Origin of the sequence: Duncaniella dubosii (genome assembly GCF_004803915.1) — a bacterium.
In the GTDB taxonomy this organism is placed as follows: Bacteria; Bacteroidota; Bacteroidia; order Bacteroidales; family Muribaculaceae; genus Duncaniella; species Duncaniella dubosii.
On the sequence record NZ_CP039396.1, the window covers coordinates 2,981,156 to 2,999,355 of the forward strand.

Here is an 18,200-nt window from a genome sequence, read left to right on the forward strand (position 1 = left end):
AAAAGTTTCGTCGGCAATGACCGAAAGGTCATTAACCGACGAGGTTTTATGTATTTTCTCAGTAAGTTAGGTTAAGATGTCATTTCTCATATAATTTATGACAAAATTATATATTATTTCGATATTAATCAATTTTGCAGTATGGTTTTAATCATTATTAACTATATTGTTTTTCGCGTCATCTTTTGAAACCATCGAATATCGGAAGAGACATTTTAGGAGGAATGCTGTGAGGATTATTGATGTGATTACCTGCATCGGAGAATCCCCCCCAAGATGGTTTATTGTCTCGCTCTCTGGAATACCGGTTAAATTTTTATACCATAAAGTGAAAACTACAAGCGAATTATTAAATACATGGAGTATTATCGGTAGCCATAAAGACTTAGACCAATAGAACAGATAGCCGAAATATGCTCCCAAAATCAGGCGTGGAAAGAATCCAAAAAACTGGAGATGAAAAGCACTGAATACAATAGCGGTTATCCAGATCGCACCATGTGGATTAATCTTGCAGCTAAACAAGATGCGTTGGAGCGCTCCGCGAAAAAACAACTCCTCGCTGAAACCTGCAAGTACACCGACTATCAATATATTTACAATGAGGGAACCTATGCCCTGATTACCAAGTAGTATGGATACCGATGACTGAGCCTGTTCTTCAGCCTCTCGCATCCAGCGCTCCAATTCAGAAAATATTGATGGGAGAGTCATATTTTCGTTAAGTACGACAAGCGCATTCATTGCCGGTATTGACATCAACATGGCGGCAATAGCAAGGATTATTTGCATTAGAGTAAACCGCCTCTCTATTCCTAAAAATCGAGCCGGATATTGGCTTATCAGCAAAGCCGAGACGATAGCGGGAAGAATGAATATTATGCAATCCTGCAAAATGGTTGATATGCGCAACGACTGGGCACTGACTCCATTACGCATTATCAGACCGATTATAACCGAACCGAAAATAGAGAACAGACATAATGCAACTATCAGCACTATGATACGCTGTCCGGGCAAAAAACGCAGGTTAATAAATTCAGGTTGTATATTCGAATCAGATTTACTATTATTCATCGTTATTTATCAAGATAAAAATCAGTTGTTAAGGATAGATATTGTGAGGTGAGATTATTGTCCATATCACGGATGAAAAGTTCTTCACATACAATGCGTGCACATCCCGGGCATTCAAGACCAACCTGCCACAACGTGCGTATTGGTTCTTTCTCTTTTCGTGAAAAAACTCTGCATCGTCTGCGTGGACTCAGCCTTTTTAGTGCCAACATAAATTCGATTTCGTCATCGCGTGATGCTGGTGCGATGAAAGCAAGGGAATCATTCACTGACTTGAAGTGTGATGCCGCGATATCAATCAGCTCCCCGATTCCGAAATCCACTCCGTGTCTTGCCAAAGCTCTTGAAGAATCTGGCGATTTGAGTTTTTCGTTAAAAAAGGGAGGATTCGAAATTATAAGCATTGGATGGGAACATTGTGGAAAAAACTTCGTGATGTCAGCCTCCATGACCTCTACACTATTTTCCCACGGAGAATTAGCGATATTGTCCATCGCATCCAGACAAGCGTCATGATTAATATCCACCGCTATGATTTTAGTATTGTCATGGCTGCGTTGTGCTACCATAAGAGATATGACACCAGATCCACATCCGGCATCGACAATCGCTGAAATTCCGTCAAGACAAGTCCACGCACCAAGTAAGACTGCATCTGTCCCGATTTTCATAGCACATCTGCCGTCTTCCACGCTGAATTGTTTGAACTTAAAAATTCCCATAATACACCTGTCCTCTATTAAAACTTAGATTTGATTTTTGGTTATTCCTGAGGGAAAATCGAGAACTTTAATATTCAAATCCCACATTATCTATATAGAGAGTCAGTCCTTCTGTACCGACATACGGATCTCCGTTGCCTGCTGAGAACATTACTATGGCATGTGTCGGAACTGCATTTGCATCATCCCATCCTTCTTCTACGACAGGGACCATTTTTCCTTTGGAATTTCGGGCATAGTAACAATTGCTGCTACTGCGCAATTTTAAATACGGTGCTACAGCTCCATGAGCACTCAAATCTCCATATATGATATTCACCTTATGGCCATTGGTCCATTGGGCTGATTTTGAGAATAATTCTCCACCTGTACCGACACGTTTTGCATGCAGATTACCCTTTTCATCTTCCCAGCGACGCTGTAGATAGACAAATACCACAGCCTGATCACGTCCCGGTAGCTTTTTCTTTGAACCGAATCCTGTAGACTTGATTCGATAGTCGACGTCTGGCATATCAACCTTATAATCAAAGACAAGCGCGTTCGGACGTTTTTTGAACGGAACACCCATCTCCATCTTTGAATATGGATTTTTTGTTGAGGTCACAGGCTCAAGCATTTCACCGAGAAACATTGATCCGGCGACCATAACATCCATGTTTATGAGCCCCAAAACCTTTACTGTTTCAATTTGTGTACACAGTTTAGCGCACTTGTTTCCGGCCGAACGTTCTGCCGAATAAACTGCATTGGAGGTTTTTACGACTCCTGACACTTTTGCATATACATTGCTTGTGGCCCAAGGAGATCCTCCAAGATTACGGTAAGGGTTGTTGCCATTGAGTGTACAAGTAGGCCCGACCTCGTAGAGAGTCTTCTCTTTACCTCCTATTACCGCTGATTCTTTTAAGTTACGTGTCACCCAATTGGAAAAATCGCCATATTTGATTCGGTCGATATTCTGACCATTTGCCGACATTAGTCCTGCTATGACAAGAGTTCCGGATAATACGTTTGATTTTAGGCTCATAAGACAAATAGATTTAAGTGTGAGATTCATACAAATAGAGTCCGGAATGCTTCTTCAACCTTTGCCACTTCTATGATTTTTATATTCAGCCCGGACAAATCGATTCCTTTGAGGTTATGACGTGGTATGATTATAGTTTCCATGCCGAGCTTCTCAGCCTCACGTATACGCTGTTCAATTCGCGTGACAGGTCTGACTTCTCCCGAAAGTCCGACTTCACCGGCCATACATATTCGTTTGGGTATTGTTATGTCGACATTCGACGAAAGTATTGCGCATATAACCGCAAGATCAAGGGCCGGGTCATTGACTTTTAGCCCTCCGGCAATGTTGAGAAACACATCCTTTGCTGCCAGCTTAAATCCTACACGTTTTTCAAGAACTGCAAGTAGCATATTCATACGCTTCGAGTCAAATCCGGTGACAGACCGCTGGGGTGTTCCGTAGGCGGCTGTGCTGACCAACGCCTGTACCTCGATGAGAAAAGCTCTTATGCCTTCCATTGTGACACCTATGGAGATTCCGGAAAGATCATCGTTGCTCATTGAAAGGAACATTTCGGAAGGATTGGACACTTCTCGAAGCCCCCGCTGACACATTTCATATATGCCAAGCTCAGCTGTAGAACCGAAACGGTTTTTAATGGACCGAAGTATACGATATATGCCCTGTCGGTCTCCTTCGAACTGGAGGACAACATCGACGATGTGCTCCAATACCTTCGGGCCTGCGATGCTGCCTTCTTTTGTTATATGACCGATAAGCATCACCGGGACAGCCGTCTCTTTGGCATATTTCAGCAATTGAGCCGCGCATTCCCGAACCTGTGAGACACTTCCCGCGACAGATTCAATATCGTCGGAAGCTATGGTCTGGATAGAGTCAATGATTATAAGTCCCGGATTCACTTCTTCGATGTGGTCACGGATATTCTGTAAAGAAGTCTCACATACAATGTACACATTGTCATTAGGCCGCCCGATACGGTCAGCCCTCATTTTAAGCTGACGGGCACTTTCCTCTCCTGACACATAGAGTATCCGACGTGAGCGAATCGACAATATGTTTTGCAACACAAGGGTTGATTTTCCAATACCCGGTTCTCCTCCAAGCAACACAAGACTGCCCGCAACGAGTCCTCCGCCGAGCACTCGGTTGAGTTCGGCAGACGGCATTTTTATACGTGGTTCTTCGTCGAGCTCTATTTCATGTATAAGCTGTGGACGAGTCCTTCGCGAACCGTGTGATACAGGGGTCAACGTTTTGGATTTTTTTTCACTCACGATTTTCTCCTCTACCATCGTGTTCCATTCGCCACAGGCCGGACAGCGGCCTTGCCATTTTGGCGCCTGTGCCCCACAGCTTGAGCAAAACCATGCAGTCTTTACATTTTTCATCTTTGTGTAAGCTTACATATTTGTTAGACATTTGGTTGATCATCACACATGCCTGAATTTTGCGAGTGTGATAGCTGTTGCGATTGCCGCGTTGAGCGATTCTCCTGTCACTTCTCCTTGTGGGTACGAGGGAATGAGCAGACGCTCGGTCACGACAGCCTCTACTTCTTTAGATATACCTTTACCTTCGTTACCTATGACTATAATGCCGTCTTCTCCAATCTTGGCCTCGCTGATACTTTCTCCATCCAGAAAAGTGCCATAGACCGCAGGCGCTTTAGTTTTGGATATCATATCCGGCAGATTGCCATAGTAGAGTTTTACCCTTGAGATTGATCCCATTGTCGACTGAATGACTTTTGGCGAAAAACAGTCGACAGTCTCGGCGCTACACAGGATTTCACGGACTCCGAACCAATCGGCAACTCTGATGATTGTCCCGAGGTTGCCGGGATCCTGTATCGTGTCAAGAGCAAGGATAAGTCCGTGTGACAGATTGCTGAATTCAGGTTCTCTTTTGGGGATTTCATAAACAGCGATGACATCTGAAGGAGTGGTGAGACTCGACATCCTTGAAAGATCGTTGCGTGTCACCTTGACAACAGTCCCTATGCCGGAAAGCCGTTTCACTTGCTGCGAATGGGTTTCAAGCCATTCGTATGTCGCAAAAAGATAGCGAAGTGTAAAATGCCCCAATGTATCGAGCACACATTTTGTGCCCTCTGCCTTGAACGCGTTTTCCTTTCTGCGGGTTTTGCGCTCGTCAAGTGATTTTACGGTGCGATATAGATTCTTTGTCAATTCAGTCATAAATACGTTTTTAAGGAGTCCAAAGTTACATATTTTCATAAAAATAAACAAAAGGCCATCTGAAGGACGCGTACCGATTGGATATTTTGACTACATTTGTAGCAAAGAACATGATATAACATTGTTCCCCCCGATCTATAAACAGTCATATATAAATGTTAAAGGATTTATACGAAAAAAAGTTCGGAGCAGCACCTGCCTCAATCATTCCACTGACTCCGGCAGGAAGCAATCGACAATATTTCAGATTAACCGGCCCTGAGACCGTAATCGGTGTCATAGGCTGTTCGGTTGATGAAAACAAAGCGTTTATTTATCTTGCACGCCATTTTAAGTCCAAGGGGCTTCCTGTTCCCGGTGTCATCGCTGTTTCGGACGACGGAACGGAATATCTTCAAGATGACTTGGGCGATTGTCTGCTTTTCGACTGCCGTGATTCTGTCGAACTGTTGAAAAAGACGGTAGCATTGTTGCCCGATTTCCAGTATCGTGGCGCGGAAGACCTCGACTTTTCACGTTGTTATCCTGTCAGTGATTTTGACAGTCAATCCATTTTATGGGATTTGAATTATTTTAAATATTGTTTTCTGAACACGACAGGAATATCCTACAAAGAAGAATTGCTGGAAGAGGATTTTCGCCGGATGTCATCACAGCTGTCTACACCAGACTGCATGACGTTTATGATACGTGATTTTCAATCTCGCAATGTGATGATTCGTAATGGCAATCCATATTTCATAGATTTTCAAGGCGGACGACGTGGTCCTGCCGAATATGACCTTGTGTCATTTGTAATGCAAGCCCGTGCGGCATATCCGTTATACGTTAAGGAAATTCTTATTGAGACCTACATCAAAAGTGCCTCGCGATACACAGTCATTGATCCTGATACTTTCCGTCAGCGGTTCAGGTCGTTTTCATTACTTCGGACACTACAAGTGCTTGGAGCTTACGGATTTCGTGGCAAATTCGAGCGAAAGGCCCATTTTATAAAGAGCATTCCCGCAGCACTTGCAAATTTGGCAGAACTGCTGAAAGAACCTTTTGACGATTATCCGTATCTTTCGGAGACTCTGGCCAGAATGCTTGAGTCTGAACAGGCAAAGACAGATATATGTGAGGAAAAGCCTAAAAGCGCGCTGACTGTAACAGTCACAAGCTTCTCATATAAGAAAGGTATCCCGGCAGACTTGTCTGGTAATGGCGGTGGATTCGTGTTTGACTGCCGTGGCATGGAAAATCCGGGCAGATATGACGAATATAAACAGATAACCGGACTTGATGCCCCGGTAATTGAATTTCTCGAACGCAAGGGAGAGATTATAACTTTCCTTGACCACTGTTTCGGGTTGGTAGACCCTTCTGTTGATTGTTACGACCGTCGCGGTTTCACATCACTTGCCGTCAATTTCGGTTGTACCGGCGGTCAGCACCGCAGTGTCTATTCTGCTCAGAAAATGGCTGAACATATCAAAGTTCGGTTTCCACATGTGAATGTCCACCTTATCCATCGAGAACAAAAAATAGATCTCACACTATGAACGCCATGATTTTTGCAGCCGGTCTAGGCACGCGCCTTGGCGCAATAACTTCGGCAAAGCCCAAGGCTTTGGTCGAAGTAGGAGGCGAACCGATGTTGAAACGAGTGATTCTGAAACTAAAAAATGCAGGTGTCAGCCGTATGGTAGTCAATGTCCATCATTTTGCCGATGCCATCGTATGCTATCTCAAGGCAAATGATAATTTCGGAATTGACATCAGAATCAGCGATGAACGTGCGCTTTTGCTCGATACCGGCGGAGGATTGCTCAAAGCCCGTCCATTTTTTGATAGTAACGAACCGATAATAGTTCATAATGCCGACATTCTGACAGATTTCGATATTTCACAAATGCTTGATTCTCATATAGAATCTAAAGCCGACGCGACTCTGCTCGTGGCAGACCGCCGCACATCACGCTATCTGCTTTTTGATGCCGACAGGCGTATGAAGGGTTGGAAAAATGTCACGACCGGCGAAATCCGCAGTCCTTGGCCTGATATAGTTTCCGCTGAAGGGATTATTCCTCTGGCATTTGGCGGTGTTCACATAATCAAACCTTCCATATTTTCTAAGCTTGAAAGATATAGTGATTCCTCGAAATTCTCAATCACGCCATTCTACACGGACCAATGCGCCGATTTATACATAAAAGGCTACACTCCGAAAGAAGTTTTTCACTGGATTGACATTGGTAAGCCACAATCGCTTATTGAGGCTGAAAATATTGTTTCAGAACTGCGGCCGACTCCTCTGCCGGAGTGAATACCGCAAGAATTGACGGACGGTCTGTGACCGCAATGAATTCGCTGAATGATTGAGCCAATTCCTCCGCAGAGCTGGCTTCATGATATGAAAATCCGTAGCCGTCTGCAAGCTGGCGCAGAGGGAGACGTGTCCCTACTGCAAAATATCTGTCAAGCTCAGGAAGCGATGATGTGGATGAGATAAAGCGGAATATCCCTCCTCCGCCATTGCAGATTACGATTATTTTAAATCGTGGAGTGACAATCATTGACGACAGTGCAGCAATATCATACTGGCAACTCATGTCGCCGGTTATAAGTAGGGTCGTGTCCTTATAGACAGATGATGCACCAAGGGCTGTTGATGTACATCCGTCAATACCGCTGACACCTCTGTTGCAGTCGCAACGATGGATATGGCTGCAATCCATCAATTGTGCATAACGTACAGGCGTGCCGTTTGACAGATGTAAATTCCATCGTTGCGGAACGTGCGGTATGATATAAGCGAAAACACTCATGTCCGACCACGGAACTGAATCGACATATTTTTCATGAAGTTTGGCGGCTTTAGATGCGAGATTATGCCAGCGTACGGCATAATCAGAAGACGCTTTATGAATCTGCAATGCAGATGCAAGCTGCCGGAGGAAAACAGCCGGCTGCATTTCCACTCTCAGAGCCAGATGGCGGAAGCAATCGACAGTTGTATGTGTGATCCCTATATGCCAGTGCTCAACTTCGGTGTCGAGCGAACGCAACCATTCTTTTACAAATCGTGACACGAGCGCTCCCCCGGCAGTTATAACGACATCCGGGGCCATTTCAATGCGTTCTGTTTCTGTCATTCGGCATAATGTCGAATCAATACGGCTGACGAACAATGGGGAGTGGAGATTTGCTATTGTCTCAGTCATAACTGCGACGTTCGGGAGACGAGCAAGTTTTACCAGCGCCCGGTTTAATTTTTCATCAGGTTCGTGAAACCCTACTATGATAAGCACCTTGCGCGGAGATGCGATGTTCTCCCCTATCCGCCGAGCCTCGGCTGTCGGCAGCTCGACTGAAGGGGCAACCATTCTGACAACCCGGCTTCGGCCATCGTCGAAATCAGATATGCGGTCAAGCGGAGCGTCTATCCGTATGTTTATATGCACCGGGCCTTTCCGCCCTGCAAGAGCTTCAAGCAGCAAGTCATTGACAAGTCTGTTGCATACCCATTCTCCGTTTGGAAAATCAGTATGAGCCGGCAGGTCACAACTGCGTTTGACATACGGCGCGAGAGCATCCTGTTGCCAGATGGTTTGCGAATCATCCTGATCAATCCATTCCTGTGGCCTGTCAGCAGAAATCACTATTAGCGGGCAGCAACGATAGAAAGCTTCGGCAATTGCCGGAGCATAGTTAAGCAGAGCAGAACCACTTGTGCATACTATTGCCACAGGCTCTCCGCTTTGGACAGTCATGCCAAGCGCGATAAATCCCGCAGAGCGTTCATCAATGACCACTTGCGTAGCCAATTCTTTACGACGAGAGAGAGCGACTATCAATGGCGCGTTTCTGCTTCCCGGTGATAGAACGACATGCCGCACACCATGAGCGACAAGGAGATCTGCGAGGATGTTACATGAGAGTTTATCGGTTGTAAGCATGATCAGATTGATTGAAATTTCGTGCAAAAATACAAATATTGGCGCAACCTCACATCAAATTATTGTGGAATGTGTTAATTTTGTATGACGGAACTTCAAATCAGTCTTTGAATTTATAGTTACAGCATATTATGTATATAGCATCTAAGAAACATAAGGAAAATATTGCGGAATATCTGCTTTATATGTGGCAGATTGAAGACCTCATACGTGCCAACGGACTTGACATCGATCGTATCAAAGCTAATGTCATTGACCGTTTTAATCTCGACCCGTCTCAAGAAAAAGAGATGGTTGAATGGTATGAATCGCTGATTGACATGATGCGACGTGAGAACGTGGAAAAAAGCGGACATCTGCAACTGAACAAAAATGTCATAATACAGCTAACCGACCTGCATCTCGCCCTGCTGAAAGATCCACGTTTCCCGGAGTATACCGCTGAGTTCTATAAGACACTACCTTTCATTGTCGAGCTTCGGGCTAAAGCCGGAGATAAGCCTCTCGGTGAGATAGAGACATGTTTCAACGCCCTCTACGGAATGCTCATGCTTCGTCTGCAAAGCAAGGAAATCACTCCTGAAACAAAGAATGCAATCACACAGATTTCCCGTTTCATCGCCCTTCTGACCAAGGACTATCATCTTGATCGTGAAGACAAGCTGTTCCCGCCTGAAGAGCAGTAATCTGAACAAACAGTCATATCAATACCCATTGCTGTTGTAATGACGCAAGGAAGCCAAGTGTCATTTCCGGCTACGGGGTTTATCGTAACCAAAAATGACACTATGTTTTTTACCCGAATAGCTTTAATGGCAGTAGGAGTATATGGCAACAAAGATTGTGATATCACCTGACTGACATTCCTTTTTGAATATCCACAATCTCTTTTTTACCGTTGACCATAAGAATTACTTTTATTGCTGTCCGATAAAACTTTTTGAGGCAAAACAAAATTAGGACTGGCACCTATTGCAGGAGTCAGTCCTTTTAGTTTAGTTTGTGTTGGTCAAAACATATTCTAAACTATGCCCAAAAGTAGTCATTTTAGCGGACAGCCGCTCTATGGTCAGGTAATAAAACTGCTTGACAAGTCGAAAATTCTTCAGTTTAGCCGCGAATACGGAGGAGAGAGATATACCAAACGGTTTAACTGCTGGATTCATCTGGTGGTAATGCTCTATGCCGTGATAATGCGATTCGACTCATTGCGTGAGATAACAGCCAGTTTGCTTGCCGAGACGCGTAAACTGTCTCATATAGGTATTACTTTCAAAATCGGGCGCAGCACACTTGCGGATGCCAACAAGAGGCGCCCCGAAGCTATATTTGAGGCTATATATCGTGATCTATATGCCACTTACCGCCACGTTCTTTCCTCGGACAGCCACAGCCGCAAGACTCCAAAATGGATGAAACGACTGCAGATTATCGACTCCACGACTATTACTCTGTTCTCCAACCTGCTGTTCAAGGGAGTCGGACGCCATCCAAAGACCGGAAAAAAGAAAGGCGGAATCAAGGTTCATACCGTCATACATGCCAACGAAGGTGTGCCGTCGGATATAAAGTTCACATCAGCGGCTACAAACGACTCATTCATGCTCAAGCCAACAACATTGAGTAAAGGCGACATAATGGCAATGGACCGCGCATACATCGACTATGAGAAGTTCCAACAACTGACGGAGCGTGGCGTAACATACGTCACCAAGATGAAGAAGAACCTGAAATACAGCATATTGTCGGACACTATGTATCAGACTCCTGACGGACTGATGGAGGTCAGGATACAGCAAGTGGAGTTTGTAAAGCAGGTTAAAGGCGGAGAGGTCATTCGACATAAATCACGCATAATCACTTATGTGGATGTCAAGAAGCGCAAACTGATATCGCTGCTGACCAACGATATGGAGTCCGACCCGGAGGAAATCATCGCGATATACCGACAGAGATGGGAAATTGAGCTGCTGTTCAAGCAGATGAAACAAAACTTTCCACTTAAATACTTCTATGGCGAGAGCGCCAATGCCATCAAGATCCAGATCTGGATCACACTAATCGCCAATCTACTGCTGATGGTTATGCAGAAGGGGCTGAAACGCCAGTGGAGCTTCTCCGGGCTGGCAACAATGGTCAGAATTACCCTGATGTACTACGTTGACTTCAACAGCCTGTTTAACAACCCGGAAAAAGAGTGGGAAATCATCCTTTCCGAGGCCTCCGGAGCGCCTCCCGAACCGTCATTGTTTGACTGAGGGGGCTTGTAAGGTAAAAAAGAAGACTCGAACACCGTAAAATCAGCGTTCGAGCCATACTTTATTGCGCTATTTGAGTTTTATCGGACAGCAATAAATTACTTTGCAATTTTTGAAGACGGTAAGACGCTTGAACTTCAATCTGTATATCGCCACGCCGTTAATGATGTTGCATCTGATTTGTGTGGCAATATATTTCTTACCGTTGTTGGATAACACTGCTTCGGTAATTTTAATATCTGAGGGCGCTTGCTTATCAATCAGAACTATGTTCGTCCCTTCGATATTATTGATACTTTGATAGGAAATCTTAGCATGGCTTACGAATGCGCACAGACAGAGAACTGCCAGTAAAAATAATCTTTTCATATATTACCTGTTTTTGAGTTTGATGTGACAAAATTAGTCCTAAAAACAAGTAACAGCAAGAGAATACGGACTGGAATTGTCCTCATTTAAGCAGCTAAGCCGTTGATAATCAGTAGATGGGAACAATCAATAATTCCTCATATTGATTATCAATAGTTTAGTGTCACATTTTAGACACGAAATATTCCTTATCCAGTGCGTCAGAGGCAAGAATACGATCCTTGAGCCGACTTCTTCGATTATAAAAGTTTTTTATTTTTATGTTAGTGAAAATACATACGGCTCGCGGGGAAAATCCGGCATAAAGATATGTAAGGAATATCCGATCGTTTTTATTTAATTCCGGCAACTGTTCTCTGATTCTGATCAATATGTTGTCGAGAAATGTATTGACTATTCCTTCAAGTTCGGCAATACTTTTCGTGTCCCGTAATGCAAGAATATGTTTCTCTACTTCATTATAGAGTGTAAGTTTCAGCTTATCCGATTCGCTCTTTTCAAAATACTCATTGCATAACATATTGAGTGTGTCAAGGCGACTTCCATACAAAGCATCTACCTTGGCCTCAAGTTCGAGGTTTCTATCTGTTCTTTCAGCAATAAGCAATGACAGCTCCTCAATTTCTCTGTGTTTCTGGACAAACCGACGATGGACGATTACAAAAACGGCACCTCCGACAGCAATGACTCCTGTCAAGACCATGACTAAAATATTCCATGCCATGCGAGAGCTTTTCTTTGAAGTGTCTATCTGCATCTCGTAATCATTGGTAAGAATCTCTATTGTCTCTCTCAATTGTCCTTCTCTTGATGTCGGACATCTTATGATTCCTCTGTCGGTATAAAGGATTAAAGTATCATATTCATCAAATATACTACTGAAAGGGAAGTCAAGAGTTATATGCCATTTTGTATTTTTACCTGTCGACTCATTTGTCTGGGCAATGAGAGAGAATGGTTCCATTGGTTCATACATACTGTCACAATGTTGCCATTCCGCTTTATAAATAGTGAATGGAGCATTGGTACTTTGTAGTTCAAAGGACATTCGGACTCTGTTGTCCGCGTTAGACAACCACTTAAACAGCATCCTAAGCTCTTCGGATGAAGAAGTCGGGATACTATCTGAAACAGAATATGTGACGATATTTACAGCATTAAGAGGAACGCATAAAAAGAAGATTGCAACCAAGCAAATTAACAGCCGGTTACAAAATTTTTGTGATATTTCAATAATTGCGAAATTTTCATTACTGGCATCTTTAGCAAGAGCGGTAACACGTCTTACAAATTCAGTCTTGGCTTCGGTATACTTGTCCCTGTCATGACTGTATTGTGGCAAAAGAGACATTTTAAGCAATTCATATTCATGAGCTACATCCGGATTCTCTCTCAGATAGTCACGAAAAATAATTTCGTCATTGTCACCTTTCAGATGAATGTGTATATGAAATACGCGTTCGGCATACCCTGCAGATGTGTAACCCTTATTAAAACTCAGTCTGCTTGATGACGACGACATGCAGATATAGCCTGCATTTTCCATTGTATTCCTAAGGCGTGACAGATTTTCATTATGTGTGATTTCCACCAGAATATCAACAATCGGCTTTGCCTTGATATCAGGGATTGCCGTACTTCCTATATGATGGATTACTGGTGAACAATCTGATAAAAGTCTTTTAAGTTGATCTATTTCATCATCGGCCCACTCTTTCCAGCATGGGTTATTAGGAACGAGAACTATGGGAAACAATTGCCACAGTTCATCCAATGTCATATCTTTGAGATTTTTCATCTTGACAGTTAAGCTATAGATATAAGCCTACGCTACCCGTACTAATTATATCGACAGATAGCGTAGGCATTTTCCCGTGTAAGCCCCGGTATCACATTGCTGCGGCCATAACCACTTCTCCTAAGGTCGGATGGGCATGGACTGCGGAACTGATAGCTGAGACACCGAGTCGCGCCTGCATTGAGGTTGCGATTTCCTGAACGAGATCTGCGGCATGAGCACCACAGATATGACATCCGAGCAGTTCGCCGGTTTTTGCATCAGATATGATTTTGACCAGACCGTCGGGCTCACCCATTGCCAATGCTTTTCCGTTGGCTCTGAATGTCGCTTTCCCGACTTTTATGTCGCGCCCAAGCTCAAGACATTTTTCCTCAGTGAGACCCACCATCGCACATTCAGGCACAGTGAAGACAGCCGAAGGAATCACATCAGTCAGTTCGCGAAGTCCGAGGACGACTTTCCCTTGCATTGTGGCTGCGTGAGCGAGCATGCAACGTCCGTTGACATCTCCTATGGCATAAAGCCTGACATCTGACGGCTCTTGCCCTTCATCAAACATAACAGACATATCATCGTTGACAGCAATGGCATTACGATTGAACTTCACTCCAAGTTCAACAAGCCCATCGGGTACTACCGGCCTACGTCCGACAGCCATCAGGACAACTTCAGAAGCGATTGACTTCTCTTTCTCCTTGACAATGTAATTTACGGTCGGGCCGGCTTCGATTGATTTTACTTCTGCACCGGTGATAATGTTTATCCCTCGTTTTTTGAGAGACATGCGCAGACGTTTGGCAATTTCTGCATCGAAAGGAGGAAGAATCTCCTTGCAATACTCGACAACTGTCACTTCGACACCTAATGCAGAGAATATTGAGGCAAATTCCATACCGATAACCCCCCCCCAATAATGCACATTGATTCAGGGAGCGTTTCAAGCGAAAGAATTTCATCGCTGGTCATCGCCAGTTCTTTTCCATCTATCGGTAATAAGGTGGGCGCGGAGCCTGTAGCGATGATGATTGTCGGTGCTGTATATTCAGTGCCGTTCACATCGATGACTGACGGTGAAATGAAACGAGCCTCACCATTGACTACATTGACATCCTTAAGCAATGTGGCCACTCCTTCGCGAAGCTCTGCTACAACCCGGTCTTTACGCTGCATGACTGCCGGAAAATCGAGCGATGCAGTTGTCTCAGCGAAACCATAGTTACGGGCTTCTGCAAAATCAAGGGCGATTTGGGCGGTACGGCATAAAGCCTTCGTCGGAATACAACCACGGTTGAGACATGTCCCCCCAAATTTATCACGCTCGATAAGAGTCACGCTTTTACCGAGAGCTACGGCCTCGACGGCTGTTTCATAACCGCCGGGGCCAGCTCCGATAATTATTAGATCAGACTTTTCCATATCGTTGGATTTGGTATAGAACAGTGATTTCTGTATCTGTCAGTCAAGTTCGGCAAAAGTAACCACAGGATTAAGAGCGGCGGCAGTGTCGTCTGGCTTTCGGATTGGAGTCTCAAGTGGAGCGTTCTTAACCGTTTCGGGATCTTCTGCTGCTTCACGGGCTATGTCGCGCATAACCGCGATGAACTCATCAAGAGTCTCCTTGCTTTCCGTTTCCGTAGGCTCTATCATGAGAGATTCATGGAATAGAAGCGGGAAATAGATGGTCGGTGCATGGAAGCCATGATCAAGAAGACGCTTGGCCACATTCAGAGTGGTGACCCCGGTCGATTTATTGGCAAGTCCGTCGAACACAAACTCATGTTTGCACACACGGTCAATCGGCAGAGCATAAAGGTCGCGCAATGATTCCTTGACATAATTCGCATTTAATGTCGCGAGTGTGCCGGCAAGTTTCAGACCGTCGCTGCCGAGTGAAAGGATGTAGGCAAGCGCACGCAGTTCGACTGCGAAATTTCCGAGCCACGATGATATGCGCCCGAGCGCGTGTGGGGCTTTCTCTGTGCCGAAATCAAGATGGAAAAGTGGATCGTCGTCACCGCTGTGTTTTACGACACGGGGATTTGGCAGGAACTGTTCGAGCCCTGCACGTACTCCGACAGGCCCTGCACCCGGACCGCCTCCGCCATGAGGTGTGGAGAAGGTCTTGTGAAGGTTGATGTGCATCACATCAAATCCCATGTCCCCCGGACGTGCCACTCCGAGGAGCGGGTTGAGATTTGCACCATCATAATAGAGAAGTGCGCCACAGGCGTGGACTATCTCGGCTATTTCCGGTATATTATGTTCGAAAATCCCGACTGTATTGGGATTGGTCATCATTACAGCAGCAATAGTGTCGTCAAGCAACGGGCGGAGAGCATTGACATCGACAGTGCCGTCCGGCAGACTCTTGACTTCGACAACCTTGAGTCCGGCTACAGCAGCTGATGCGGGGTTAGTTCCGTGAGCTGAATCTGGGACTATCACTTTTGTACGCTTCGTGTCTCCACGGCTTTCATGATAGGCACGTATGACCATCAGGCCTGTCAGTTCTCCGTGTGCACCGGCATAGGGATTGAGGGTAAATTCGGCCATACCGCCTATTTCACACAGCATCCGCTGTAAGGTGTAGTAGGCTTCGAGCGCACCTTGTACAGTCGCTGACGGCTGGAAAGGATGAAGCGACGTGAAAGCCGGAAGAGAAGCCATTTCCTCGTTGATCTTCGGATTATACTTCATGGTGCATGAACCAAGAGGATAGAATCCGGTGTCAACGCCAAAATTATTGGTCGACATGTTGTTGTAGTGTCTGACTGCTGTCAGTTCGTCTACTTCCGGAAGCTGCGGAGCGTTTTGGCGCAACAGTCCGGCAGGGAGTGTGGGAAGCACGTCGTCACAACCGTTTGACGGCAGACTATAGCCCTGACGTCCCGGACGTGAGAGCTCAAAAATTACTTTTCCGTAATATTTCTTATTCATGGTTTCGGGACATCATCAGTTTGACATTTCATTAGCTGCAACACCACCGTTCATCGCAGGAACGGTCGCTTTTGAGAAAGTTTCAGCGCGCCAGACATAGCGGTCGATTTCTTCCTTTGTACGTGTTTCGGTAACGCAGACAAGAAGTTCGTCTTCCGATATCATCACTCCGGGCAGACAACCGCAGGAATTACATACCTCTACAAAATCAGCGAGTTTGACCTCTCCCTTGAAACGCACCACAAATTCATTTAGGAACGGTCTGTCGGGATATTTGAGCTCAAATGCTCCCGTCTCGACAAGCCGGGATGCGAGATAGTGCGCACCGGCAGCCGACAGTTCGTTGACTTCACGCAAACCTTTTGCACCCATCAGAGAAAGATACATGGCCACATAGAGCGCCATCAGACCTTGGTTCGAGCAGATATTGGATGTGGCTTTGTCACGACGGATATGCTGCTCGCGGGCCTGAAGTGTGAGCACAAACACGCGCTGTCCGTCAGCATCGGTTGTAGCTCCGACTATACGGCCGGGTAGTTTGCGGATGAGAGCCTTGCTGCAACAGATGTAACCCAGATAAGGACCTCCGAAATTAAGGGGCATGCCAAGAGACTGAGCCTCACCTGCGGCAATGTCAGCACCCCATTCTCCGGGAGTACGTATGACACCGAGTGTTGAAGCGGGAGCGGTCATGATGAGCAGAGCTTTGGCTGCGTGAACCATGTCGGCAACACCTGTGTAGTCTTCAAGGATTCCATAGAAATTCGGAGTTGCGACAATCACTCCGGCCACATCACCATCGGCAAGCATTTCTCGCATGGTATCGAGGTCGGTGACACCATCCTTTTCTGCGATAGTATCCACACGGACTCCGTGGTAACGTGCGTATGTGTCTATGACTTCGCGGTAAATCGGATTGAGTGTCGCCGAAACGAGCACACGGTTTCTTTTGCGTGCGTGGCTTATCGCCATCAGCATTGCTTCGGCCACTGCAGTCGTGCCGTCATACATCGAGGCATTCGAAACTTCCATACCTGTCAGCTGTGTCATCATTGACTGGTATTCGAAGATGTATTGCAGTGTGCCTTGTGAAATTTCCGGCTGATATGGAGTATAGGCAGTCAGAAATTCAGAGCGCGATGCGAGTGACTGGACGACGGCAGGTGTATAATGGTCGTAGAAGCCCGCGCCGGCAAAGCATGTCAAAGGCTGGTTTCGGACTGCAAGTTCCTCAAAAAAATCGCGGACCTCTTTTTCGCTCATCTGAGGCTGAAGGTCATAATCGCGCTTCAGTTTCAGACTTTCAGGGACATCGCTGTAAAGCTCGTCGAGGCTCTTCATATTACAGCGTTCGAGCATTGCAGCGATATCCTCGGGAGTATGGGGGAAATATCTGTGGGTCACTTTATGATAGTTCGTAAATTGTAAGACAGAATTTTTCTTAACCGATACAAAATGCAATCAGTGCTTTTCAGCTTCGCAGTGTGCGCGATAAGCTTCTTCGTCCATAAGATTTTCAAGTTCAGACGGGTCAGTCAGCTCAATTTTGACAATCCAGTTGGCCATTGCATCCTCGTTGATAAGACGCGGGTTGTCAATTAGCTGTTCGTTTGACTCAATAACAGCACCGCTTACCGGGGCAAACAGGTCGCTGGCAGCCTTGACACTTTCCACTGCGCCGAATTCCTCGCCTGCTTCAAGGTCATCGCCTTGCTCCGGCATGTCGACATAAACGACATTTCCAAGTGCATGCTGTGCGTAATCGCTGATGCCGATATAACCGATGTTACCGTCAACCGTTACATATTCGTGGGTAGGAGAATAATATGTCTTGCTCATAATTGTAGTTTTAAGAAGT

Annotated in this window: 15 protein-coding genes and 1 pseudogene; 4 read left to right on the forward strand and 12 right to left on the reverse strand. The window is 45.4% G+C overall.

The window, feature by feature from the left end:
* Positions 1 to 147: 147 nt before the first annotated feature.
* The 5 genes from E7747_RS13320 to E7747_RS13340 form a co-directional block, all read right to left on the reverse strand.
* Positions 148 to 1,077 (reverse strand): CPBP family intramembrane glutamic endopeptidase, encoded by a 930-nt coding sequence (locus E7747_RS13320; RefSeq protein WP_136416481.1) that lies wholly within the window; start codon positions 1,075 to 1,077, stop codon positions 148 to 150.
* 2 nt (positions 1,078 to 1,079) lie between these two features.
* Positions 1,080 to 1,799, reverse strand: coding sequence for a tRNA1(Val) (adenine(37)-N6)-methyltransferase (locus E7747_RS13325; RefSeq protein ID WP_123614777.1), 720 nt, complete (start codon positions 1,797 to 1,799; stop codon positions 1,080 to 1,082).
* Positions 1,800 to 1,866: 67 nt separating this feature from the next.
* A complete protein-coding gene (locus E7747_RS13330) occupies positions 1,867 to 2,829 on the reverse strand; it encodes a PCMD domain-containing protein (RefSeq protein ID WP_136416483.1) in 963 nt (320 codons plus the stop codon).
* A gap of 26 nt (positions 2,830 to 2,855) precedes the next feature.
* A complete protein-coding gene (gene radA, locus E7747_RS13335; RefSeq protein WP_136416485.1) occupies positions 2,856 to 4,226 on the reverse strand; it encodes a DNA repair protein RadA in 1,371 nt (456 codons plus the stop codon).
* 42 nt (positions 4,227 to 4,268) lie between these two features.
* A complete protein-coding gene (locus E7747_RS13340) occupies positions 4,269 to 5,036 on the reverse strand; it encodes an RNA methyltransferase (protein WP_136416487.1) in 768 nt (255 codons plus the stop codon).
* A gap of 155 nt (positions 5,037 to 5,191) precedes the next feature.
* On the opposite strand from E7747_RS13340, the gene E7747_RS13345 reads away from it, so the two are divergent.
* Both E7747_RS13345 and E7747_RS13350 read left to right on the forward strand, forming a co-directional pair.
* On the forward strand, positions 5,192 to 6,580 hold the full coding sequence (locus E7747_RS13345; RefSeq protein ID WP_136416489.1) for a RapZ C-terminal domain-containing protein: 1,389 nt from the start codon (positions 5,192 to 5,194) through the stop codon (positions 6,578 to 6,580).
* The gene (locus E7747_RS13350; RefSeq protein ID WP_136416491.1) at positions 6,577 to 7,344 is read left to right on the forward strand and encodes a sugar phosphate nucleotidyltransferase; all 768 of its coding nucleotides are present in this window, start codon (positions 6,577 to 6,579) and stop codon (positions 7,342 to 7,344) included. The genes E7747_RS13345 and E7747_RS13350 overlap by 4 nt, the downstream gene beginning before the upstream one ends.
* On the opposite strand, the gene menD is transcribed toward E7747_RS13350, so the two are convergent.
* A complete protein-coding gene (gene menD / locus E7747_RS13355; RefSeq protein WP_136416493.1) occupies positions 7,289 to 8,977 on the reverse strand; it encodes a 2-succinyl-5-enolpyruvyl-6-hydroxy-3-cyclohexene-1-carboxylic-acid synthase in 1,689 nt (562 codons plus the stop codon). The genes E7747_RS13350 and menD overlap by 56 nt on opposite strands.
* 131 nt (positions 8,978 to 9,108) lie before the next feature.
* Here menD and E7747_RS13360 point away from each other — a divergent pair, with 131 nt between their 5' ends.
* Together E7747_RS13360 and E7747_RS13365 are read left to right on the forward strand one after the other, a co-directional pair.
* Positions 9,109 to 9,663, forward strand: a complete 555-nt coding sequence (locus E7747_RS13360) for a DUF4924 family protein (RefSeq protein ID WP_136416494.1) — start codon at positions 9,109 to 9,111, stop codon at positions 9,661 to 9,663.
* Between the two features lie 342 nt (positions 9,664 to 10,005).
* Complete coding sequence (locus E7747_RS13365; RefSeq protein WP_136413786.1) at positions 10,006 to 11,235, forward strand: IS4 family transposase; 1,230 nt, start codon at positions 10,006 to 10,008, stop codon at positions 11,233 to 11,235.
* A 532-nt stretch (positions 11,236 to 11,767) separates the two neighbouring features.
* On the opposite strand, the gene E7747_RS13370 is transcribed toward E7747_RS13365, so the two are convergent.
* From E7747_RS13370 to gcvH, 6 genes and pseudogenes are all read right to left on the reverse strand, one after another.
* Positions 11,768 to 13,402: a GrpB family protein gene (locus tag E7747_RS13370; protein WP_123614784.1), complete on the reverse strand. Its 1,635-nt coding sequence runs from the start codon at positions 13,400 to 13,402 to the stop codon at positions 11,768 to 11,770.
* Between the two features lie 91 nt (positions 13,403 to 13,493).
* Complete coding sequence (locus tag E7747_RS17530; protein ID WP_356948215.1) at positions 13,494 to 13,895, reverse strand: hypothetical protein; 402 nt, start codon at positions 13,893 to 13,895, stop codon at positions 13,494 to 13,496.
* Between the two features lie 30 nt (positions 13,896 to 13,925).
* A pseudogene (locus tag E7747_RS17535) lies at positions 13,926 to 14,821 on the reverse strand (dihydrolipoyl dehydrogenase family protein); the annotation flags it as partial.
* A gap of 39 nt (positions 14,822 to 14,860) precedes the next feature.
* Positions 14,861 to 16,342, reverse strand: coding sequence for an aminomethyl-transferring glycine dehydrogenase subunit GcvPB (gene gcvPB, locus E7747_RS13380; protein WP_136416496.1), 1,482 nt, complete (start codon positions 16,340 to 16,342; stop codon positions 14,861 to 14,863).
* 15 nt (positions 16,343 to 16,357) lie between these two features.
* Entirely contained in the window at positions 16,358 to 17,746 is a 1,389-nt protein-coding gene (gcvPA, locus tag E7747_RS13385) for an aminomethyl-transferring glycine dehydrogenase subunit GcvPA (RefSeq protein WP_123614787.1), read from the reverse strand.
* Positions 17,747 to 17,803: 57 nt separating this feature from the next.
* The gene (gene gcvH / locus E7747_RS13390; RefSeq protein WP_123614788.1) at positions 17,804 to 18,181 is read right to left on the reverse strand and encodes a glycine cleavage system protein GcvH; all 378 of its coding nucleotides are present in this window, start codon (positions 18,179 to 18,181) and stop codon (positions 17,804 to 17,806) included.
* Positions 18,182 to 18,200: the final 19 nt, after the last annotated feature.

What these genes read in the sequence shown, in the direction of transcription:
- E7747_RS13320 (WP_136416481.1), bottom strand. Translation starts at nt 1,077, where the DNA reads ATGAATAATAGTAAATCTGATTCGAATATACAACCTGAATTTATTAAC.
- E7747_RS13325 (WP_123614777.1), bottom strand. Translation starts at nt 1,799, where the DNA reads ATGGGAATTTTTAAGTTCAAACAATTCAGCGTGGAAGACGGCAGATGT.
- E7747_RS13330 (WP_136416483.1), bottom strand. Translation starts at nt 2,829, where the DNA reads ATGAGCCTAAAATCAAACGTATTATCCGGAACTCTTGTCATAGCAGGA.
- radA (WP_136416485.1), bottom strand. Translation starts at nt 4,226, where the DNA reads ATGAAAAATGTAAAGACTGCATGGTTTTGCTCAAGCTGTGGGGCACAG.
- E7747_RS13340 (WP_136416487.1), bottom strand. Translation starts at nt 5,036, where the DNA reads ATGACTGAATTGACAAAGAATCTATATCGCACCGTAAAATCACTTGAC.
- E7747_RS13345 (WP_136416489.1), top strand. Translation starts at nt 5,192, where the DNA reads ATGTTAAAGGATTTATACGAAAAAAAGTTCGGAGCAGCACCTGCCTCA.
- E7747_RS13350 (WP_136416491.1), top strand. Translation starts at nt 6,577, where the DNA reads ATGAACGCCATGATTTTTGCAGCCGGTCTAGGCACGCGCCTTGGCGCA.
- menD (WP_136416493.1), bottom strand. Translation starts at nt 8,977, where the DNA reads ATGCTTACAACCGATAAACTCTCATGTAACATCCTCGCAGATCTCCTT.
- E7747_RS13360 (WP_136416494.1), top strand. Translation starts at nt 9,109, where the DNA reads ATGTATATAGCATCTAAGAAACATAAGGAAAATATTGCGGAATATCTG.
- E7747_RS13365 (WP_136413786.1), top strand. Translation starts at nt 10,006, where the DNA reads ATGCCCAAAAGTAGTCATTTTAGCGGACAGCCGCTCTATGGTCAGGTA.
- E7747_RS13370 (WP_123614784.1), bottom strand. Translation starts at nt 13,402, where the DNA reads ATGAAAAATCTCAAAGATATGACATTGGATGAACTGTGGCAATTGTTT.
- E7747_RS17530 (WP_356948215.1), bottom strand. Translation starts at nt 13,895, where the DNA reads ATGCTCGCTCACGCAGCCACAATGCAAGGGAAAGTCGTCCTCGGACTT.
- gcvPB (WP_136416496.1), bottom strand. Translation starts at nt 16,342, where the DNA reads ATGAATAAGAAATATTACGGAAAAGTAATTTTTGAGCTCTCACGTCCG.
- gcvH (WP_123614788.1), bottom strand. Translation starts at nt 18,181, where the DNA reads ATGAGCAAGACATATTATTCTCCTACCCACGAATATGTAACGGTTGAC.